Origin of the sequence: Paenarthrobacter sp. AR 02, assembly GCF_021538675.1 — a bacterium.
In the GTDB taxonomy this organism is placed as follows: domain Bacteria; phylum Actinomycetota; class Actinomycetes; order Actinomycetales; family Micrococcaceae; genus Arthrobacter.
This window is the reverse complement of sequence record NZ_JAJUKH010000001.1, coordinates 192,767-211,996: the sequence shown is the minus strand read 5'-3', so window position 1 is coordinate 211,996 and position 19,230 is coordinate 192,767. Positions and strand designations below refer to the sequence as shown.

At 63.0% G+C, this 19,230-nt stretch carries 21 protein-coding genes and 1 tRNA gene; 14 read left to right on the top strand and 8 right to left on the bottom strand.

Annotated elements, in window-relative coordinates:
• Nucleotides 1–19: 19 nt before the first annotated feature.
• Nucleotides 20–991, bottom strand: a complete 972-nt coding sequence (mshD, locus tag LRQ04_RS01055) for a mycothiol synthase (protein ID WP_235517153.1) — start codon at nucleotides 989–991, stop codon at nucleotides 20–22.
• Between the two features lie 236 nt (nucleotides 992–1,227).
• A complete protein-coding gene (locus tag LRQ04_RS01050) occupies nucleotides 1,228–1,926 on the bottom strand; it encodes a response regulator transcription factor (RefSeq protein WP_090817688.1) in 699 nt (232 codons plus the stop codon).
• 261 nt (nucleotides 1,927–2,187) lie between these two features.
• On the opposite strand from LRQ04_RS01050, the gene LRQ04_RS01045 reads away from it, so the two are divergent.
• The 7 genes from LRQ04_RS01045 to LRQ04_RS01015 all read left to right on the top strand — a co-directional run bounded on the left by LRQ04_RS01045 (nucleotide 2,188) and on the right by LRQ04_RS01015 (nucleotide 8,230).
• Entirely contained in the window at nucleotides 2,188–2,922 is a 735-nt protein-coding gene (locus LRQ04_RS01045) for a permease (RefSeq protein WP_235517152.1), read from the top strand.
• 166 nt (nucleotides 2,923–3,088) lie between these two features.
• Complete coding sequence (locus LRQ04_RS01040; RefSeq protein WP_235517151.1) at nucleotides 3,089–3,688, top strand: FABP family protein; 600 nt, start codon at nucleotides 3,089–3,091, stop codon at nucleotides 3,686–3,688.
• Nucleotides 3,689–3,755: 67 nt separating this feature from the next.
• Nucleotides 3,756–4,478, top strand: coding sequence for a flavodoxin family protein (locus LRQ04_RS01035; RefSeq protein ID WP_235517150.1), 723 nt, complete (start codon nucleotides 3,756–3,758; stop codon nucleotides 4,476–4,478).
• A gap of 22 nt (nucleotides 4,479–4,500) precedes the next feature.
• Complete coding sequence (locus LRQ04_RS01030) at nucleotides 4,501–5,586, top strand: folate-binding protein YgfZ (RefSeq protein WP_235517149.1); 1,086 nt, start codon at nucleotides 4,501–4,503, stop codon at nucleotides 5,584–5,586.
• A complete protein-coding gene (locus tag LRQ04_RS01025; protein WP_235517148.1) occupies nucleotides 5,583–5,993 on the top strand; it encodes an ankyrin repeat domain-containing protein in 411 nt (136 codons plus the stop codon). The genes LRQ04_RS01030 and LRQ04_RS01025 overlap by 4 nt, the downstream gene beginning before the upstream one ends.
• A 103-nt stretch (nucleotides 5,994–6,096) precedes the next feature.
• The gene (locus LRQ04_RS01020; protein WP_235517147.1) at nucleotides 6,097–6,726 is read left to right on the top strand and encodes a PadR family transcriptional regulator; all 630 of its coding nucleotides are present in this window, start codon (nucleotides 6,097–6,099) and stop codon (nucleotides 6,724–6,726) included.
• A complete protein-coding gene (locus LRQ04_RS01015) occupies nucleotides 6,710–8,230 on the top strand; it encodes a DHA2 family efflux MFS transporter permease subunit (protein ID WP_235517146.1) in 1,521 nt (506 codons plus the stop codon). Before LRQ04_RS01020 ends, LRQ04_RS01015 begins: the two co-directional genes overlap by 17 nt.
• Nucleotides 8,231–8,307: 77 nt before the next feature.
• On the opposite strand, the gene LRQ04_RS01010 is transcribed toward LRQ04_RS01015, so the two are convergent.
• The 5 genes from LRQ04_RS01010 to LRQ04_RS00990 all read right to left on the bottom strand — a co-directional run bounded on the left by LRQ04_RS01010 (nucleotide 8,308) and on the right by LRQ04_RS00990 (nucleotide 12,447).
• Nucleotides 8,308–9,057: a GNAT family N-acetyltransferase gene (locus LRQ04_RS01010; RefSeq protein WP_235517145.1), complete on the bottom strand. Its 750-nt coding sequence runs from the start codon at nucleotides 9,055–9,057 to the stop codon at nucleotides 8,308–8,310.
• 17 nt (nucleotides 9,058–9,074) lie between these two features.
• Nucleotides 9,075–10,100 (bottom strand): ATP-dependent 6-phosphofructokinase, encoded by a 1,026-nt coding sequence (locus tag LRQ04_RS01005; protein ID WP_235517144.1) that lies wholly within the window; start codon nucleotides 10,098–10,100, stop codon nucleotides 9,075–9,077.
• Between the two features lie 189 nt (nucleotides 10,101–10,289).
• Nucleotides 10,290–10,538, bottom strand: coding sequence for a PspC domain-containing protein (locus tag LRQ04_RS01000; protein WP_235517143.1), 249 nt, complete (start codon nucleotides 10,536–10,538; stop codon nucleotides 10,290–10,292).
• Nucleotides 10,539–10,586: 48 nt separating this feature from the next.
• Nucleotides 10,587–10,961, bottom strand: coding sequence for a hypothetical protein (locus LRQ04_RS00995; protein ID WP_235517142.1), 375 nt, complete (start codon nucleotides 10,959–10,961; stop codon nucleotides 10,587–10,589).
• A gap of 1 nt (nucleotide 10,962) precedes the next feature.
• Nucleotides 10,963–12,447 carry a PspC domain-containing protein gene (locus LRQ04_RS00990; protein WP_235517141.1) on the bottom strand — a complete coding sequence of 495 codons (1,485 nt, stop codon included), beginning with the start codon at nucleotides 12,445–12,447 and terminating at the stop codon, nucleotides 10,963–10,965.
• Nucleotides 12,448–12,571: 124 nt separating this feature from the next.
• Here LRQ04_RS00990 and LRQ04_RS00985 point away from each other — a divergent pair, with 124 nt between their 5' ends.
• Complete coding sequence (locus LRQ04_RS00985) at nucleotides 12,572–14,068, top strand: ATP-binding protein (protein ID WP_235517140.1); 1,497 nt, start codon at nucleotides 12,572–12,574, stop codon at nucleotides 14,066–14,068.
• Complete coding sequence (locus LRQ04_RS00980) at nucleotides 14,065–14,739, top strand: response regulator transcription factor (protein ID WP_235517139.1); 675 nt, start codon at nucleotides 14,065–14,067, stop codon at nucleotides 14,737–14,739. Before LRQ04_RS00985 ends, LRQ04_RS00980 begins: the two co-directional genes overlap by 4 nt.
• A 116-nt stretch (nucleotides 14,740–14,855) precedes the next feature.
• Here LRQ04_RS00980 and LRQ04_RS00975 read toward each other — a convergent pair whose 3' ends face one another.
• Complete coding sequence (locus tag LRQ04_RS00975; RefSeq protein ID WP_235517138.1) at nucleotides 14,856–16,085, bottom strand: pyridoxal phosphate-dependent aminotransferase; 1,230 nt, start codon at nucleotides 16,083–16,085, stop codon at nucleotides 14,856–14,858.
• Between the two features lie 255 nt (nucleotides 16,086–16,340).
• Between LRQ04_RS00975 and LRQ04_RS00970 the strand changes: the two genes are divergently transcribed.
• The 5 genes from LRQ04_RS00970 (at nucleotide 16,341) to rplA (ending at nucleotide 19,134) form a co-directional block, all read left to right on the top strand.
• Nucleotides 16,341–16,413, top strand: a tRNA-Trp gene (locus tag LRQ04_RS00970).
• Between the two features lie 80 nt (nucleotides 16,414–16,493).
• Nucleotides 16,494–16,775, top strand: coding sequence for a preprotein translocase subunit SecE (secE, locus tag LRQ04_RS00965; protein ID WP_235517137.1), 282 nt, complete (start codon nucleotides 16,494–16,496; stop codon nucleotides 16,773–16,775).
• A gap of 103 nt (nucleotides 16,776–16,878) precedes the next feature.
• Complete coding sequence (gene nusG, locus LRQ04_RS00960) at nucleotides 16,879–17,733, top strand: transcription termination/antitermination protein NusG (protein ID WP_235517136.1); 855 nt, start codon at nucleotides 16,879–16,881, stop codon at nucleotides 17,731–17,733.
• A 130-nt stretch (nucleotides 17,734–17,863) separates the two neighbouring features.
• Entirely contained in the window at nucleotides 17,864–18,295 is a 432-nt protein-coding gene (rplK, locus tag LRQ04_RS00955) for a 50S ribosomal protein L11 (protein ID WP_011775609.1), read from the top strand.
• A gap of 131 nt (nucleotides 18,296–18,426) precedes the next feature.
• Nucleotides 18,427–19,134 carry a 50S ribosomal protein L1 gene (rplA, locus tag LRQ04_RS00950; protein WP_235517135.1) on the top strand — a complete coding sequence of 236 codons (708 nt, stop codon included), beginning with the start codon at nucleotides 18,427–18,429 and terminating at the stop codon, nucleotides 19,132–19,134.
• Nucleotides 19,135–19,230 lie beyond the last annotated feature (96 nt).

Sequence of the window (19,230 nt, the reverse complement as noted above, 5' to 3'; positions counted from 1 at the left end):
TCCCGGCATTCGCACCAGGTTAATCCTTGGCGACCGGACCGTACATGACATCGGTGTCCCATCGAACGAAGCCAAGCTTCTGATACAGGGCTACCGCAGCCTCATTGTCGGCGTCCACGTAAAGCATCACAGCGTGCAGGCCCTTCCCCTGGAGATAGGTGATTCCGGCCACGGTAAGGGCCTTGCCGAGGCCCATGCCTTGGGCTGCCGGGGTCACCCCCACCACATACACCTCGCCGATGGCCGGGTGCGGACCCTGCCGCGGATGGACCTTGGTCCAGTGGAAGCCCAGCAGTTCACCGTCGTCATTGGCGGCCAACAGGAAGCCTTGGGGGTCGAACCAGTCCTCGGACTTGCGGGCCTCAAGGTCCGCCAGAGTCATCGAACCTTGCTCGGGGTGGTGTGAGAACGCCGCCCGGTTGGCGTCGAGCCATGCCTGCTCATCCTGGCCCGGGACGAAGGCGCGCAGCGAGACCCCGTCCGGAAGGCCGGCGTCGGGCAGTGCAGAAGCAGAAGACATGAGCCGCATTTTCCACAGCTCACGCACCGGCCGATAACCGAAACGGGTGGCAAGCCCGGCAGCGGCTTCATGGTTTCCGTGGGACCAGGCGCTGATGCCGTCCAGGCTCCGCTTTTCCTGGAGCGCGGCCAGCAGCCGGCCCGCCACCCCTTGGTTGCGGTAGCTCGGGTGGACCGCCAGCTCCAGCACGCCGCTGCCGTCGGGGTCTTCAACCACGACGGCGATCCCCGCCAGATCTTCTCCGGTCGCCGGATCTGAATCCTCGTCAGGGGCATAGATGGCGAACGACAGAACGGAAGATTCACCCGAGTCGGCGCCGCGCAACATCACCAGGGTCTGCTCCGAGAGCGGAGGATTCCCATCGGATTCCTCCGCCGCAGCAGCAAGGGTGGTGAAGTCCTTGAGGAGTTCGGCGTCCAACGCGCCGTTGACGATCAAGACGGGCCAGTTCTCCGGATGCGCGTGACTCATGATGCAAGGCTATACGCCACGGGCAAACAGCGGGATTTGAAGTAACCGCTAAACAGGGATAGTCTCTATATCTCGTTCGGCTTTGCGGTAGCCCGCAGCAGTGAACGCGAGGGGGATCCACCAGTGGGGTGGCCTCGATACGTTCGACCCGTATGTCCTCCACAACAGAGCAAGGAAAAGGCTGGAATCCGCAGGGATTCCGGCCTTTTCTGTATCAGGTCCGCATCAAAACGTGCTCAGGCTTCGGAGAGTTCGTCGTCGGGAAGGCGAACCAACGTCAGCCGGTAGCCGACGTTGCGGACGGTGCTGATCAGGTTTTCGTGGTCCACGCCCAACTTGGCGCGAAGGCGCCGGATGTGGACGTCCACAGTCCGGGTGCCCCCGTAGTAGTCGTAGCCCCACACTTCGGTCAGCAGCTGTTGGCGGGTAAACACGCGCCCTGGGTGCTGTGCCAGGTACTTAAGGAGTTCGAACTCCTTGAAGGTCAGGTTGAGCGGTTGGCCGTTGACGCGCGCTGTGTAGCTCGCCTCATCAATAACGACGCCGGCCGCCCGGATCTCTGTCTGGGTTTCCTCTTCGCCGGTGACGGCCCGAGCCATGGCCAGGCGGATGCGGGCCTCGACCTCGGCCGGTCCCGCGGAGTCCAGCACGATGTCATCAACAGCCCACGCAGACGAGACGGCAGCCATGCCGCCTTCGGTGAGGATCAGCATCAGGGGTGCGCTGAGGCCGGTGGCCTTCAGCAACTGGGTCAGGGAGCGGGCACCCACCAGGTCTTTACGGGCATCCAGGAAGACGATGTCCGTGGGATCGGTTTCCAGCAAGGCTGTGGGTTCCGCCGGGAGGATGTGCACACGGTGGTTCAACAGTTCCAAGGCAGGCAGAATGTCCACCGAAGAGCCGGTGCTGTTCGTTAGGAGCAGGATGTGCGACATAGTTCCTCCAATGGGCTTTACGCGCATCATCGGGCGTCGAAACCGGAGTCTCACCGGTCGGTCACAGCACGCAGGCCGCCTCTTCCCGTTGTAACGGGATCAAGGCATACACTGTGCGCCGTTGAAGTCTGAGTATACCCACCTGGGCCCGGCCAGACAGGGATTCGTGACGGGCAGGGGGCGGAATTACGACATATTGGCCTGGGTTAAGGCAGGATTGTCGAGAGGTCGTAAGGCGCATCGGATTGAGGTCGGCACACAGTGAAGTCTTGGAGCATCGGGGTATTCGGACTCGTGGCGCTCGCAGCCATCGTGGCCAGCACCTTCGTTTCCCGGGAAGCCATGGTGGGCGTGGGCATCGTGGCCTCTGCAGCCGTGGGCATCGGGTGGCCGCATTTCCTGGCAGTTCCGGCCAAGAAGACCCTGGCTGCCGTCATTGGGCTTTCGGGTGTGGGGTCGGCTGTGGCCGCGGCTTACATGCCGGCACCGGGTTTCCTTGATGGCACGCCCGCTTTCGTGGCTTTGGGCGTCATGGCAGTTTTCGTTGTCCAGCTTGTCCGGGGCACGGGCCAGGCCCAACGCCTCGAGTCGACCCTTGGCTGCTGCGCCGGCGTCCTCCTGAACTGCCTCGGCGCAGGCTGGATTGCCGGTGCCCGTTTCAACGGGGTCAAGGAAATGGTCCTCGTGGCAGGGCTGAGCGCTGCGGTTGCCCTGCTGGTGGGAATCATCCGTTGGCCTGACCGTATCGTGGCCCCGCTCGGCGTGGTCATGGCGGCCCTGATGGGTCCGTTGGCCGGCCTTGTCTTCTCGGACATCGCAGTGCTTCCCGCAGCGCTGGTGGGTGTCGTCGTCGGATCGGTGCTGGTCAGCTTCCGGCGGATGACCACGTTGCGGCGCGGCCGGCTTAATCTTGCTGCCGCGATTGGCATGGGTGTCGCACCCGTATGGGCCGTGGGCGCCTTGGCTTACTTCATCGACAAACTTCTCATCTACTAACGGTTAGGATGGCATCATGTCTGTTCTCGCATATGAAATCTTCTTCCTCGTTCTCCTCGGCCTGGCAAGTGTCGCGATGGCATGGTTTGCCGGCTATGTCGTATACCGTCTGTTCCAGGGACAGAAGTAGGACCTTTGGTCCTGCAGTCCCAGCAAGGTTGCCGCTGTGCCTATTGAGATCCCAACTGACCTGACGCCTGAACTCGTCCCCCTTTCCTGGCTCATTGGTGAGTGGGAAGGCCGTGGACGGCTAGGCAGTGGAGACGAGGATTCCGAGCACTTCGTCCAGCATGTCTCCTTCACCCACAACGGCCTTCCGTACTTGCAGTACAGGGCCGAAACCTGGCTCAGTGACGACGCCGGCGCAAAGCTGCGCCCGTTGACGGTTGAGACGGGTTTCTGGGCCTTGGAGCGAAAGCTTGAAGAGGGCGACGGCGGCCCGGGACTGATTCCGGCCGACATCGTTCCTGTGCTCAAGACCGCGGACGAGGTGGAGGAGCGCCGGAACGACGACGGCGGCTTCGACATCTCGGTGTCGATTGCTCATCCCGGTGGCATCACCGAGCTCTACTATGGCCAGATCAAGGGGCCCCAGATCCAGCTCAGCACCGACATGGTGATGCGCGGGAGCCATTCCAAGGAGTACACCGCAGCTACCCGGATCTTTGGCCTGGTTGATGGCAACCTGCTATGGCGCTGGGATGTTGCTGCCAGTGGCAAGGCCCTCGAAGCGCACGCCTCGGCTTTCCTCAACAGGGTTTCCTGACAAGAGGTCTTCCTGACAAGAGGTCTCACTGTACGTTCCGCCCAGCAACCAGCAAAAGGAGCAGATAGTGAACACCAACCTCAAGCCCCAGGGCTACGAGGGCCTGAAGGCCGTCTTCTTCAATGGCACCCTTAAGCCTTCGCCGCAGTTGAGCAATACCGATGGCCTGATCAGCATCAGCCGCGCCATCATGGAAAAGCAGGGCGTTTCCACCACCCTCATCCGCACGGTGGACCACGACATCGCCAGCGGCGTCTACCCGGACATGCGGGAACATGGTTGGGCGACGGACGAATGGCCCGAGCTCTACCCCGCAGTGCGGGATGCCGACATTGTGGTGGTTGCCGGTCCTATTTGGCTGGGTGACAATTCATCGCAGACCAAGAAGCTGATCGAACGCCTGTATGCCCATTCCGGCGAGTTGAACAGCAAGGGCCAGTGGGCGTTCTACCCGAAAGTCGGCGGTTGCCTCATCACTGGCAACGAAGACGGTATCAAGCACTGCGCCATGAACGTGCTGTACAGCCTCCAGCACGTCGGCTTCACGATCCCGCCCCAGGCCGACGCCGGGTGGATCGGTCCCGTGGGTCCGGGCCCCAGCTACCTGGACGAAGGATCGGGTGGCCCCGAGAGTGATTTCACCAACAGGAACACCACGTTCATGACGTGGAACCTCCTGCACATGGCCAAGATCCTTCGGGATGCCGGCGGGATCCCCGCGTACGGCAACCTTCCGGCGGAGTGGAAAGCCGGCACCCGTTTTGATTTCGAGAATCCGGAATACCGCTAAGCCGCAAGGACTTCTACTACATATGACTTACAAGAGCCCCCTGTTGTCGCGCCCTGGCGCGGTCGAAGATACCGGCCTCGACGCCGGTGTCGCAGCGCATTACGGTGAACCCCTGCGGGAGCAGCGCGCCCTGGCGACCGGAACCGCCGTCGTCGATCTCTCGCATCGCGGGGTGGTGACTGTGTCCGGCCCGGACCGGCTCAGCTGGCTCAACACGCTGTCGTCGCAGCAGCTCACCAATCTGCAGGCCGGCGTCTCAAGCGAGTTGCTGCTCCTCAGTGTCCAAGGCCGCATTGAATTTGATGCCCGGGTCATTGACGACGGCGCGACCACTTGGCTGATCGTCGAGGCGGCAGAAGCAGGTCCCTTGGCCGAGTGGCTGAACAAGATGAAGTTCATGCTCCGTGTCGACATCGATGACGTCTCTGAGCAGTGGGCGGTGGTGGGTGCTACCAAGCCCGTAGAGCAGTTGTCGTCGAGCCTGGTGTGGGAAGATCCGTGGCCGCATGTCAGCCCGGGCGGCTATGCCTACAGCATCGTCCCGGAGGAGTCCCACCCGGGCCTCGAGCGGCCCTGGTTCGAGTACCTGGTGCCGTCCGCTGAGCTGGAACACGCCGTGGATGGTCTGCCGTTGGCGGGCGCGATGGCCGCGGATGCCCTCCGTGTTGCTGCGTGGCGGCCGAGGCTTGGCGCTGAGACTGACGAGAAGACCATTCCCCACGAATTGGATCTCCTCCGCACCTCCGTCCATTTGAACAAGGGCTGCTACAAGGGCCAGGAGACCATCGCGCGGGTCCATAACCTGGGGCACCCGCCGCGGCGCCTCGTGTTCCTGCAGTTGGACGGTTCGCAGCACACGTTGCCGGCAGTCGGCAGTGTCGTATTTGCCGGGGAACGCAAGGTGGGTACCCTGACATCTGTGGCGCAGCACTTCGAAATGGGGCCAGTGGCCTTGGCTGTCATCAAGCGGTCAGTGTCGGCTGAAGAAGCCCTGACAGTGATGGACGGTGACGAGTCTTACACCGCTGCCCAGGAAGTGATCGTCGCCCCCGACGCCGGCCAGGTCGTCGGGCGCCAGACCGGATTCCTGAAGGGACCCCACCGATGAGCCAACCCACCAACGCCGGTACCGAGGGCGGCGCAGACGACGACGCCTTGGCACTCGCCCACGCTCTGTTCGATGCTGCCCGTGAAGGAAACACGGACTTACTGAGGGGCTACTTGGATGCCGGTGCTCCGGCGAACCTGACCAATGCCGCAGGGGATTCCCTCTTAATGCTGGCCGCCTACCACGGCCACGACGAGGCCGTGCAGCTGATCCTCCATCACGGCGCTGACGTCAATGCGGCCAACGACCGCGGCCAGACCCCACTTGCCGGCGCTGTTTTCAAGGGCTACACCAGCGTCGCACGGGTCCTGCTGGATGCGGGTGCGGACCCCGACGCCGGTCGGCCCACCGCCCGCGAGGCTGCCGCGATGTTTGCCCGGGCGGAGATTCTGGCACTCCTGGGCTGAACCACCACTAGAACGGCCCGGTCGCCATGGCGGCCGGGCCTTCTTGCGCCCTACTATTCCACGTGGAATAGTTGTTGTGGAATATATGAGGGGAAGGCGCTGGATGCCCAAAGCTGCAGAATTGACGCCACTCGGTGTGGCGTCGTTGGCTCTTCTGGCCGAAGGGCCAATGCATCCCTACGAGATGTACCAGCTGCTCATGGCCCGCCATGAAGACCGGCTGGTCAAGGTTCGTCCGGGTACGCTGTACCACTCGGTCGGCCGCCTCGAGGAAAACGGACTCGTGGAGGCCACCGGAACCGAGCGGGAAGGTAACCGGCCCGAGCGGACGACGTATCGGATTACGGATGCCGGCCACCAGGCCTTGGACTCGCGGCTGCAGGCCATGCTGTCTACGCCCGTCAATGAGTATCCGGTTTTCCCCCACGCCATCGCCGAAGCCCACCACCTGCCGGCCCAGGTGGTGGCCGAATTGCTGGAACAACGGGTGGTGGCACTCACCGCCGACCTCGACTTCCTGCTCCATGCCGAGGACGTCGTGACTGGCAAAGGACTGGACCGTAAGTACTGGATTGATATCTCGTACCAACAGGCCATGCGCCGTACGGAGATTGCGTGGATCCGCGGTCTCCTCGAGGAGTTGAGCAGCGGGCAACTGCCCTGGGATGAACCCCGGCCAACTCCTGTCGAACTTTCAAACAAGCCTAAGGAATCCCTTGGAAAACGTAGCTAAACCGTGGCCCGCGCTGTGGTCACTCGTCGTGGGGTTCTTCATGATCCTCATCGACACCACCATTGTGTCGGTCGCGAATCCGCGCATCATGGAGGGCCTCAACACCGACATCAACGCCGTCATCTGGGTCACGAGTGCCTACTTGCTGGCCTATGCGGTGCCCCTGCTGATCACCGGCAGGTTGGGTGACCGGTTCGGTCCCAAAAACCTCTACCTGATTGGCCTGGTGGTGTTCACCCTGGCTTCCTTGTGGTGCGGCCTCTCGGGTGATGTCACCATGCTGATCGCCGCCCGTGCAGTCCAGGGGCTGGGTGCTGCCATGATGACACCCCAGACCATGGCCGTCATCACCAGGATCTTCCCGCCGGACCGTCGGGGTGCCGCCATGGGCCTGTGGGGTGCCACTGCAGGCATGGCAGTCCTCGTGGGCCCCATCCTCGGTGGTGTCCTGGTGGACAGCCTCGGATGGGAGTGGATCTTCTTCGTCAACGTTCCCATCGGACTCGTCGCCTTCATCCTGGTGACCCGTTTCGTGCCGAAGCTGACCACGCACAGCCACACCTTCGACGTCGTCGGCGTGCTGCTTTCCGCCGTGGGCATGTTCCTGCTGGTCTTTGGTATCCAGGAGGGACAGACCTACAAGTGGGGCACCGTTTCCGGTGTCATTTCGGTGTGGGGACTCATCATCACGGGACTTGTTGTGCTGGCCCTCTTTGTCGCATGGCAGTGGATTCTTGAGCGCCGCGGCGGTGAGCCATTGCTTCCGCTGGGCCTGTTCAAGGACCGGAACTTCTCGCTGGGCAACACCACCATCATGGTCGTTGGCTTTACTGTGACCGCGTTTCCGTTGCCTACTATCTTCTACTACCAGACGGTTCGCGGCCTGACGCCTACGCAGTCGGCGCTGCTCATGATCCCCATGGCCGTGATTTCCGGTGCGCTGGCGCCGTTCGTGGGCAAGCTGATCGACCGTGCCAACCCGCGGTGGTTCGCAGCCTTCGGCTTGCTGTGCTTGTCGGGTGCCTTGTTCTGGACGGCGTCCCTGCTGGGTCCTGATACGCCCATCTGGATGTTCCTTTTGCCGAGCGCTCTGCAGGGTGTTGCCAATGGCTTCATTTGGGGCCCGGTCTCCAATGCCACCACACGCAATCTGGATCCCCGCCAGGCTGGTGCTGGTTCAGGTGTCTTCAACACCACCCGCCAGATTGGCGCTGTACTGGGTTCGGCCGCTATCGCTGCCTTGATCCAATCCCGCCTGGCCGCGGAACTGCCGGCAGCACCGGCCGGTGCACCGGCCGGCGAAGCGTCCATGGGCGGCGTCCTGCCGGACTTCCTCCACGCAGGATTCTCGACGGCGATGAGCCAGTCAATCCTGCTGCCCGCCTTTGCCGTCCTGGTCGGCGCCATCGTGGCGTTGTTCTTCGCGAAGCCGAAGTCCGTATCAGGTTGGGGTGGCAAGGCTCCTGCACAAGCCGAGGAAGCGAACGCCGAACTCCAGAGCTAGCAGTGGTGTTCTTGTGCAGCTGACGTGCTCATTGGCGCTTCTTTGGGCCGTCAGCTGTACAAAACTTCCGCGAGGAGTCAGCCGAGCCGAACGCTTGCGTGGAGACCGCCCGTGGCGAAGCCAAGGTGGCGGGCCATCGCAAGTGCTCCGGTGTTGCTGACGTCGGACTTCCATTGGAGCGTAAGGCCAGCTGCGAGGGCTTCGTGGGCGGCGATGGAAGCAGCCAGTGTTCCCAGGCCGCGCCGGCGCCATGGCGGAGCAACCAGCACACCCATGTCGGCCAGTATCCCCTCCCACTCGGAGTAGGCTCCGCAGGCCACAGGCGTGGATTGCTCATCTGCCGGATTCATGATGGTGAACCGGTGTTCAAGGCCTTGGAGTCCCACTTCGTTCACGTCATCCGGAGGGCACAGCCCTTCCAGGAGGATGGCTTCGGGGTTGCCCGGCGAGACCATGAGGTCGTCCGAGGGCTGTTGGAGCGGCAGATCGTCGGCGAAGAACAAAGCCGACGATCCCAGTCCGTGCCCCCCATGTGAACGGGTGAGGGTCAACAGCGTCACATGCTGTGCGAGGTCCGTGTCCGGGATCCCTGCTGCCGCGTCCAGTGCCCATTGCGGTCCCACCAGGGCTGACACCCCGAACAACCGCAGAAACACAACGTCGCGGGCGGCCTCGTCCACACGGGTGATTCTGTGGGCAGGTTCTCCCGGGGCAGCCCCGGTAGAGGCGAGCCTGGCAGCGGCGGTGGCGAAAGCGTCGTCGTCGAGCCCTAAATGGCGAGCCCACGCCAGCTGGATAATTGCAGCGGACGTGGGCTCTAATGTCATGGATTCAGCCTAGCGGACTAGCCGAACAGCACTGACGCTTCGTCGTAGCGGTGCTGGGGCACAGTCTTGAGCTTGCCCAGGGCTTCCTCGAAACCGACGTGCGAGATGTCCGTTCCCTTGAGGGCGACCATGGTGCCCCAGCGGCCTTCAACCACGGAATCGATGGCGGCCATGCCAAGGCGGGTCGCCAGGACACGGTCATCGGCGGTGGGGACGCCGCCGCGTTGGATGTGGCCCAGGATCGTGGCACGTGTCTCGATGCCCGTGCGGGCCTCAATCTCGGGGGCGAGCTGGTCGGCGATGCCGCCAAGCCTCGGACGGCCGAAGGTGTCCAGGCCGCGCTCGGAGTGCGGGGATTCCATGTGGTCAGGTACGAAGCCTTCGGCGACAACCACCAGCGGGGCACGGCCGCGGTCGTGGGCTTCCTGGACCCACTCGGTGATCTGTTCGATGCTCGCCTTCTGTTCCGGAATCAGGATGGCGTGGGCACCGGCTGCCATTCCGGCGTGCAGGGCGATCCAGCCGACGTGGCGGCCCATGACCTCGGCGATCATGCAGCGGTGGTGGGATTCACCGGTGGTGCGAAGCCGGTCGATGGCCTCAGTGGCAATCTGCACGGCTGTGTCGAAACCAAAGGTGTAGTCGGTGGCGTCGAGGTCGTTATCGACGGTCTTGGGGACGCCGACAATTTTCAGGCCGGCATCCGTGAGCCGCTTGGCAGCAGCCAGGGTTCCCTCGCCGCCGATGGCGATGATCGCGTCAATGCCCAGGCGCTCCATGTGCGCCTTGATGACGTCCGGGCCGCCGCCGTTTTCGAAAGGATTGGTCCGGGAGGTGCCCAGGATGGTTCCGCCCTGCTTGGCGATACCGCGGACCATGGTGCGCGGGATGTCGATGACATCACCTTCAACAACTCCACGCCAGCCGTCGCGGAAACCCACAAACTCCTGGCCGTGGATCGCGATGCCTTTGAGGACTGCACCGCGGATTACTGCGTTGAGGCCGGGGCAGTCGCCGCCGCTGGTAAGAATGCCAATTTTCATGTTTGCTCACTCATGGCTTGGAGGAATACGTCAGAGCGCCACGCTGAGCTCCCCATGATTGTAGACGGGCATGTGGGGTGGGACACAAACGGTTACTTTTTAACCTGGCCGTGCGGTATTGGAAACGTGCCTGAAAACAAGCAGAAGCGCCCTGCCGGCAGGCAGGGCGCTTCTCTGCGATTCAGGCTATTACCTGGAACGCTGGCTGATGAAGGATTCGAGGGCGATTTTGCCCTGCTGGTCCGGCAGGATGAGCCAAGCCAGGATGTAGACCACGAATGCGGGCCCCGGGAGCAAGCAGAAGAGCAGGAACGCGACGCGGACGTACGCCACGTCCACGTTGAGCTTGGCTGCGATCCCTCCGCAGACGCCGCCCAGCCAACGCTGTGGCCCACGCTTCAGGCCGAAACCCCTGACGATGCTGAAGAACTTGTCCATGGCTACACACTTCCTTGTTGTGGATGCTTTGTCACGTGCACGGCCAAGTCACCGTGCCGAACTCTTTGATTTGGCTGAACCCTTGCGGGCGGACAAAAGGCCGCCGACTATCAATGCCGCACCGGCTCCAATCATGAGGCCGATCAGCACATAGGTGCCGTTCAGTGCCACCCAGCCAAGAGTGGAAACGACGATCAGGGCGGCCAAGGCGATGACGATCAAACCCCACACCATTGTTCCGATCCTGGCCTGGTGGGGCTCATCGTCGTCCTTGGGCTCCACCCGGTACGTGGGTTCCAGCGGTGGCGTCAAGGGAATCTGCTGGAGTTGAGGCTTGGGCACGGCCTGGGTGGGACGGGTTTCCTTGGGCAGGGCCTCCGTCGGTTGTGCGTCGCGTGCCTCTTCCGGCTGGTTGGTACCCATGTCAGTGTCCTTCCTGGATGGTCACGTTGCTGAACGTGCCGTCAATTTTCACCACAAGGTTGGCTCCGGGCTTTTCCGTGTTGTAGACGGTGGTGTCGTCCTGGAGGCGGCCACCGCGGTCCGAGCCATGTTCGTTGAGGTTGCCGAATGTCATGTCGGCTTGGACTTCCACGGGCACGTTGTCCGGGATAACAACGGTCACGTTGCTGGCGGTGGCGTCTACGGGGACCACCACTTCGGAGATCAGGGGCGCAGCCAGGGTCATATTGCTCAAGTCCAAGCGGCCTTGGGCTCCGGTGACATTGATGCCCTGGCGCGCCTGCTCCAGGCTGGTGGGTGTCCAGTTCACGTCGTGGAAGCTGAAGCGGTCGCCGTTCCGCGGAACCACGTTGAAGATTCCGCCGATGATGAGTGCCACGATTGCCAGGAATCCCAGGAACCCCGATGTCCGTCCACGGAGACCTGCCACCAGGATGCCGATGCCAAGGACTGCCGCACCCGTGGCCCAAACCACGGCGTTGGCGGAGCTGCCCAGCTCAATGACGTTGCCGGCGTCGAGCGCCTTTAACGTTCCGCCGGCCAGCAGCGCGGCTCCGGCAGAGACTGCGACGATCGCGGGACCGGGCCCTTTACGCTTCGGGGCAGCGGGTTTTGGCTGCCAGCCCTGCGGGGGAGTAGGTCCGTAGGGCGGACGCGGGTCCGAAGGGCCGAACGGGCCGGAGGGTGGAACGGGGCCCGAGCCGTAGCTGCCGGACGGATTCGGACGCCCGTGGTGCGTGGTGCCGGCTTGGGCCGGGCCGTAAACAGGAACGCCGGTGTTGGTCCCCGTCGCCGTCGCGGCGCTGTAAGTGGTGGGCGTGCCGTAGGCGGGCGAACTGCCCGGAGCCGTTGCGTAGTTTTGCTGCCCTACGGGCGGAGTCCCCTTCGACGCCTTATTGCGTTGGACCAGGAAGTAGATCAGGTAGAAGACGCCGCCCACCCAGAAGAGGGTCCAGAACAGGCCGGGCAGTCCATCCCATCCCCAGCCCCAGAAACCGCGCCCCAGGCCCGGCAGGCCGATGATGGTAGTGATCAGCGCGCCCGTCATGCCACCGGACCAGCGGCCCGCTGCAGCTTCCTGTACGTGGATCCGGCCATCGGGTTCCGGCAGGAGTGCCCAGGCAACGCCATAGAGGAGCACGCCCACGCCGGCAAAGAGCGCCAGGACAATGAAGATGCCCCTCACGATCAGGGGGTCGATGCCGAACCTGTGGGCTACGCCGCTCGCGACGCCGCCGATCCACCGGTCCGGACCGCGGCGGATGCCCTGGCTGCGGATCCAGTCGAAGAAGTTCTGCTGGGCAGGGGACGTGTCCCCGCTGGTGGGGGCGCCCTTTCCGCCCTCGGGACCCGTGCCCGCAGGAGCACCGGTGTAGGCACTGGAGCCGGACGGGCCGGCATTGCCAGGCGTTCCGGGTTCCTCTGGGTTCATGCTGTTCGCGTTCATACTTCGATCCTGCCGTTCCGTGCCCCGTGCCCTCTACTGGGGGATACCCTGAATGATCCCTGAGAGACCCCCGAACCACGCTGGTTTCCGGTTCGGGGCACCTGATCCGTGCTTGGATTGATACATGACAACCGCTGTACAACGTCCCGCGCTGGTTCGCAGCAGCGACCGCATGATCGCGGGCGTGTGCAGTGGATTGGCCGACCACCTGGGCTGGCCCGTCAAATACGTACGGCTCGGCATGATCTTGGCTTGCTTCGCCGGTGGGGCGGGCGTGGCCTTTTACGCGTGGCTGTGGACCATGGTTCCCACCGCGGATGAGAACGCCAAGCGCAACGCCCGCCGACCGGCGTCGTCCATTGCCCCGGCGGTGAGCCTGCCGCCCGTGCCGGTACCCGGCGTCGGCCCCGCCACTGCAGCGTACGACGCCGGAGGGTCGGCGACCGTGCCCGGTGACCGTTCTGCCGGTGGCACGGCTGCTGCCGGACCAACGGCCGGACCAGGGGATGGAGGTACCGCCAGCCCGGCTGGAGCACCGTATGGCTTCGGCGCTGCCTCCGCTGAAGACCGGTGGGGCGGGACAGCGCTGGCCTCGTGGTTCTCCTTCCGTCGGATCCAGTACGGCAAGGAAATCCTGTTGGGCGCCGCCTTGCTGCTGGTGGCGGCCATCCTGATCGCGCGCCAGTTCGGCGTGGACGTCCCGTTGGGGACGCTCATTCCGGCTGCGGCCATCCTGGGTGGTGCGGCGATCGCCTGGATGCAGCTGGACGAGACCCGCAGAGCCGGCCTGGTGGACAAGACGAAGGCCGACCAAGCCGGTGGCTGGGTTCGCTTGGCAGCAGGCCTGGCGCTGGTGGTGGCCGGTGTCCTGGTGATGGTGTCCGGCTCGGGTTCGTGGGAGCAAACGTGGCTGGCGCTGCTGGCATCCGTGGCTGTTTTGGGTGGGGTGGCCTTGGTGCTCCTGCCGTGGGGCCTGAAGTTTTGGAAAGACCTGGAAACCGAGCGCGCCGGACGGGTACGCGAGACGGAGCGGGCCGAGATCGCGGCGCATCTGCACGACTCTGTCCTCCAGACCCTGGCCCTGATCCAACGCCGGGCCGGTTCCGAACAGGACGTGGTGCGCCTGGCAAGGGCGCAGGAACGCGAACTCCGTGCCTGGCTCTTCAGCGACGCCGCCAAGGAATCCGGGCTCCTCGCCGACCGCATAAAATCCGTGGCGGCCGAGGTGGAAGATTCCCACGGCCAGGCGGTCGAGGTCGTAACAGTGGGGGATACCGCCATGACGGACCGGCATGAAGCCTTGGTCCAGGCTGCCAGGGAAGCGATGCTGAATGCGGCGCGGCATGGTGGCGGAACGGTCTCTGTGTACATGGAAAGCACGGCTGGCAGCACGGAGATTTTCATTAAGGATCGCGGCCCAGGCTTCGATCCGGATGCCGTCCCCGAAGACAGGTTGGGCGTGAAGGAATCGATCATCGGCCGCATGAAGCGGCACGGCGGTTCAGCGGTAATCACCAGTAGCAGTGCAGGCACGGAAGTCCGCTTGGCGCTCCCTTCGGCAACCGTGGAAGCCGGGGAACAACGGACCAGTGATGTTCGGAATGGAGAATCGAAGCAATGAATACCAACCCTGACAGTGACGCGGGACGCAGGGTGCGGGTGGTCATCGTGGATGACCACACCATCTTCCGCTCCGGGCTCAAAGCCGACCTCGACGAACGCATGGACGTGGTGGGCGAGGCCGGCACCGTGGAACAAGCCATCGCTGTTATCGCGGAGAAGCGCCCGGAGGTGGTGCTGCTTGACGTGCACCTTCCGGGTGGCCTGGGTGGGGGCGGCCGGGAAGTCATCGCCGGTTCGAACGCTCTGCTGGGTACCACCAGCTTCCTGGCCCTCAGCGTCTCCGACGCAGCCGAGGACGTGGTTTCCGTGATTCGCGCCGGCGCGCGCGGCTACGTTACCAAGACCATTTCGGGCAAGGAGATTTCCGACGCCGTGATCCGGGTGGCCGACGGTGACGCCGTCTTCTCGCCACGGCTGGCGGGCTTCGTGCTCGATGCCTTTGGGACGGCTCCGGCGGACATCGCGGACGATGAACTGGACAAGCTCTCTGCCCGGGAACTGGAAGTCATGAGGCTTATCGCGCGCGGTTACAGCTATAAGGAAGTGGCCAAGGAACTCTTCATTTCCATCAAGACCGTTGAAACGCATGTGTCCGCGGTCTTGAGGAAGCTGCAGCTCTCCAGCCGGCATGAGCTCACCAAGTGGGCGGCCGAGCGCCGCCTCCTCTGACGCTCTCTCACGTCCCGCCCCCTTGGGCCGAACGCTCTCTCACGTCCCGCCTGCTTAAACGCGAACGCTCTTCCACCCGCCGGGGTTGGAAGAGCGTTCGCCGTCAGGACGGACCGTTATTTGGCTTTACCCAGGAATTCCTGGATGCGGCGGACGCCCTCGGCGAGGTCTTCGTCTCCAAGTGCGTAGGACAGGCGGACGTAGCCGGAGGGGCCGAAAGCTTCGCCCGGAACGATGGCAACTTCAACTTCGTCGAGGATGAGCGCCGCCAGTTCAGCGGAGGTTTCCGGGCGGACAGGGCCGTTGGACGTTTCGAATTCCTTACCAAGCAGGCCCCGCACGTCAGCGTAGACGTAGAAGGCGCCTGTCGGCGTCGGGCATTCAACGCCGTCGATGGCGTTCAGTCCGGCGACAATCGCCTTGCGGCGGCGGTCGAAGGCCACCTTCATTTCGTCGACGGCGGTCAGCGGGCCCGTGAGGGCAGCGGCGGCCGCGACCTGCATGATGTTCGAAACGTTCGACGTCGCGTGCGACTGAAGGTTGGTTGCGGCCTTGATGACATCTGCCGGGCCGATCATCCAACCGACGCGCCAGCCGGTCATGGCATAGGTCTTGGCGACACCGTTGAGGATGACTACCTTGTCATCGAGCTCCGGGGCGGCAGTGGCGATCGAGGTGAACTCAACGCCGTCGTAGGTGAGGTGTTCGTAGATTTCGTCGGTGACCACCCACAGGCCCTTGGCCGCAGCCCACTTGCCGATCTCCGCAACCTGCTCCGGGCTGTAGACAGCACCGGTGGGGTTGGACGGAGAAACGAACAGCAAAATCTTGGTCTTGTCCGTGAGCGCCGCTTCCAGCTGCTCAATCGTCACCAGGTAGCCCTGCTCGGGGCCGGCGAAAACTTCCACAGGCACGCCGCCTGCGAGGCGGATGGCTTCCGGGTAGGTGGTCCAGAACGGGGTGGGGATGATGACTTCGTCGCCCGGGTCAACCAAGGTTGCGAAGGTGTTGTACACGGCCTGCTTGCCACCGTTGGTTACCAGGACCTGGGAAGGATCAACCTTGTAGCCGGAGTCCCGCAGGGTCTTGTCGGCAATGGCTTTCTTCAGCTCGGGAAGACCGCCTGCGGGGGAGTAGCGGTGGTACTTGGGCTGGCTGGCCGCTTCAATGGCTGCTTGGACAATGTAGTCCGGCGTAGGAAAGTCGGGTTCGCCCGCGCCGAACCCGATCACGGGACGTCCTGCGGCCTTCAATGCCTTGGCCTTGGCATCAACGGCAAGGGTGGCGGATTCGGCAATGGCGGAGATTCGCTGTGAAATGCGGGCGGCAGTTGTTCCGGCTGACATCTAGGTACCGTTCTTCGCAGGCAGCTCATGGGCTGGATGATGGGATTCGACGTAAACTACCTTATGCTGTTCTGCGGAGCTCCCGGGTGCCTGCCGGAGTTTGTGACTGATGTTGCTGGTCACAGGCTTTATCCAGGATCCGGAGGTGCTTGAACAGGCCGGTTCGACTATCGCGAAATTCTTGCGTAGACTGGTTCACCGGTGTTGAAAAGCACCGCAGGCTGAAGTGCGGCCTGAAACATGGATTCATTCCATAGGGTAGTGGCGCAATTGGTAGCGCAGCGGTCTCCAAAACCGCAGGTTGCAGGTTCGAGTCCTGTCTGCCCTGCGCAAGCTGTTCCGGCGGAAACGCCGGAACACGCGCAGCAACCATGGCTCTGATCAGAGTCGGGTCAACGACTTTGCAAGGTGAGTGAGGACCAGGTGACCGAAACAGCTGCCAGCAGCTCAAAGGGCCGTCCCGCCAAGAAAGCCGATCGCGGCTTCTTCGCCCGTATTGCACTCTTCGTCCGCCAGGTCATTGGTGAACTGAAGAAGGTTGTTGCCCCCACCCGCAAGGAACTGATCAACTACACGCTCGTGGTGCTGGTGTTCGTGGTCATCATGATGGTCATCGTCAGCCTGCTGGATATCGCCTTCGGGACCGGTGCCAGCTGGGTCTTCGGTGGGTCAGGCATCAAGGACCGCTAAGCGGATCTGTCCGCAAACTGTGTCAATTCCTCCGGATAGACAGGGTTTGCGGAATTGAGCCATTTAAATAGGCATGTTAGGCAATGAGGAAGCAGGAGACCAAGTGTCTGAGCAGGAGCTCGAGGTAAACGAGACTGAGCAGGAAGCAACTGACGACGCCGCAGCTGAAGCTGTGGAAGAGTCCGAGGTTGATTCCGCTGCGCCCGAATCTGCCGACGCCGACGATTCCGAAGACGCTTTCGAGGCTGACGTGGATGACGAGTCGGATGACGCATCCGCCGATGTCGAAGACGAGGACGACGCTGCGGAAGATTCCGACGGCGATGCCCTGGCTGCCGCTGCTGCTGCAGCACCCGTGGATCCCGCCGAGGAATTCAAGGGCAAGCTGCGCCGCCAGGAGGGTGACTGGTACGTCATCCACTCCTACGCCGGTTACGAGAACCGCGTGAAGGCCAACCTTGAGACCCGCATCCAGACCCTGGACATGGAAGATTACATCTTCGAAATCCAGGTGCCCATGGAAGAGGTTGTCGAGATCAAGAACGCGCAGCGCAAGGTCATCAACCGCGTTCGCATCCCCGGCTATGTCCTGGTCCGCATGGACCTGACCGACGCTTCCTGGGGCGCCGTCCGCCACACTCCCGGTGTCACCGGCTTCGTGGGCAACGCCCACAACCCGGTTCCGCTGCGCTTGGATGAGGTCTTCTCCATGCTCGCCCCGGTCTTCGAAGAAGAGCAGGCAGAGCAGGGCAAGCCGGTCAACAAGCAGAACCAGGCTCCCGTGGCCGTCGACTTCGAGGTCGGCGAATCTGTCATCGTCAAGGAAGGCCCCTTCGAGACCCTCCCGGCCACGATCTCCGAGATCAAGCCCGAGTCCCAGACCCTGGTGGTGCTGGTCTCGATCTTCGAGCGCGAAACCCCGGTGACGCTCGCATTCAACCAGGTCACAAAGATCTAGCTGATTCACAAATTTCGCTCCAGCCCTGCCTGCTTAGCAGTTCGGGAGCGGCCGGCCGCCTTGCCATGGCGGCCACCAACCTGGGACGCGCTCCTGTGTCCCAGGAAGCTATTGAGAGAAGGACCCTACATTGGCTCCCAAGAAGAAGGTCACCGGCCTCATCAAGCTGCAGATCCAGGCAGGTGCCGCTAACCCGGCTCCGCCGATCGGTCCTGCGCTTGGCCAGCACGGTGTCAACATCATGGAATTCTGCAAGGCGTACAACGCTGCAACGGAATCCCAGCGCGGAAACGTTATCCCGGTTGAAATCACGGTTTACGAAGACCGTTCCTTCACCTTCATCACCAAGACCCCGCCGGCTGCAGAGCTCATCAAGAAGGCTGCAGGCGTTGCCAAGGGTTCGGCTACCCCGCACACCGTCAAGGTTGCCAAGCTGACCCAGGCTCAGGTTGAAGAGATCGCTTCCACCAAGATGGAAGACCTCAACGCCAACGACATCAAGGCAGCTGCCCTGATCATCGCAGGCACCGCCCGTTCCATGGGCATCACGGTAGAGGGCTGATCCCAGCTTTCACCCGCCGGGCAACCGGCATTTGAACATTGAAATGTCGTGAGGATCCTTGCCGGATCCCATGACTGTGGCAGGACCCAGCGCGGTCCGCAGACCACAACTGCACAAGGAGAAACAGCAGCATGGCAAAGCGCAGCAAAGCATATGAGGCAGCCGTAGCCAAGATCGAGGCTGGCAAAATCTACGCCCCGGTCGAAGCTATCAACCTCGCGAAGGACACCAACCCTTCCAAGTTCGACGCAACCGTTGAGGTAGCTTTCCGTTTGGGCGTTGACCCGCGTAAGGCCGACCAGATGGTTCGTGGCACCGTCAACCTGCCGCACGGCACCGGTAAGACCGCCCGCGTCCTTGTTTTCGCAACCGGTGACAAGGCTGAAGCAGCAATCGCTGCCGGCGCCGACTTCGTTGGTTCCGATGACCTGATCGAAAAGATCGCAGGCGGCTGGACCGACTTCGACGCCGCAGTGGCAACCCCTGACCTCATGGGCAAGGTTGGCCGCCTCGGTAAGGTCCTCGGCCCGCGTAACCTCATGCCGAACCCGAAGACCGGTACGGTTACCCCGGACGTCACCAAGGCTGTCAACGACATCAAGGGCGGCAAGATCGACTTCCGCGTCGACAAGCACTCCAACCTTCACTTCATCATCGGCAAGGTGTCCTTCGACGCCAACAAGCTGGCCGAGAACTACGCAGCTGCACTGGAAGAGGTGCTTCGTTTGAAGCCGTCCGCTTCCAAGGGCCGCTACATCCAGAAGGCTACCGTTGCCACCACGTTCGGTCCGGGCATCACCGTTGACCCGAACGTCACCAAGGTCCTCACCGAAGCGTAAGCTTCAGGAGCCCTTGCTCTGAACATGAAGGACCGTCCGGCTTAGCCGGGCGGTCCTTTTGTTGTCATGCCTGTTCCTTGCGGGAGGTGGGCCGTA

What these genes read in the sequence shown, in the direction of transcription:
- mshD (WP_235517153.1), bottom strand. Translation starts at nt 991, where the DNA reads ATGAGTCACGCGCATCCGGAGAACTGGCCCGTCTTGATCGTCAACGGC.
- LRQ04_RS01050 (WP_090817688.1), bottom strand. Translation starts at nt 1,926, where the DNA reads ATGTCGCACATCCTGCTCCTAACGAACAGCACCGGCTCTTCGGTGGAC.
- LRQ04_RS01030 (WP_235517149.1), top strand. Translation starts at nt 4,501, where the DNA reads ATGACTTACAAGAGCCCCCTGTTGTCGCGCCCTGGCGCGGTCGAAGAT.
- LRQ04_RS01025 (WP_235517148.1), top strand. Translation starts at nt 5,583, where the DNA reads ATGAGCCAACCCACCAACGCCGGTACCGAGGGCGGCGCAGACGACGAC.
- LRQ04_RS01020 (WP_235517147.1), top strand. Translation starts at nt 6,097, where the DNA reads ATGCCCAAAGCTGCAGAATTGACGCCACTCGGTGTGGCGTCGTTGGCT.
- LRQ04_RS01010 (WP_235517145.1), bottom strand. Translation starts at nt 9,057, where the DNA reads ATGACATTAGAGCCCACGTCCGCTGCAATTATCCAGCTGGCGTGGGCT.
- LRQ04_RS01005 (WP_235517144.1), bottom strand. Translation starts at nt 10,100, where the DNA reads ATGAAAATTGGCATTCTTACCAGCGGCGGCGACTGCCCCGGCCTCAAC.
- LRQ04_RS01000 (WP_235517143.1), bottom strand. Translation starts at nt 10,538, where the DNA reads ATGGACAAGTTCTTCAGCATCGTCAGGGGTTTCGGCCTGAAGCGTGGG.
- LRQ04_RS00995 (WP_235517142.1), bottom strand. Translation starts at nt 10,961, where the DNA reads ATGGGTACCAACCAGCCGGAAGAGGCACGCGACGCACAACCGACGGAG.
- LRQ04_RS00990 (WP_235517141.1), bottom strand. Translation starts at nt 12,447, where the DNA reads ATGAACGCGAACAGCATGAACCCAGAGGAACCCGGAACGCCTGGCAAT.
- LRQ04_RS00985 (WP_235517140.1), top strand. Translation starts at nt 12,572, where the DNA reads ATGACAACCGCTGTACAACGTCCCGCGCTGGTTCGCAGCAGCGACCGC.
- LRQ04_RS00980 (WP_235517139.1), top strand. Translation starts at nt 14,065, where the DNA reads ATGAATACCAACCCTGACAGTGACGCGGGACGCAGGGTGCGGGTGGTC.
- LRQ04_RS00975 (WP_235517138.1), bottom strand. Translation starts at nt 16,085, where the DNA reads ATGTCAGCCGGAACAACTGCCGCCCGCATTTCACAGCGAATCTCCGCC.
- rplA (WP_235517135.1), top strand. Translation starts at nt 18,427, where the DNA reads ATGGCAAAGCGCAGCAAAGCATATGAGGCAGCCGTAGCCAAGATCGAG.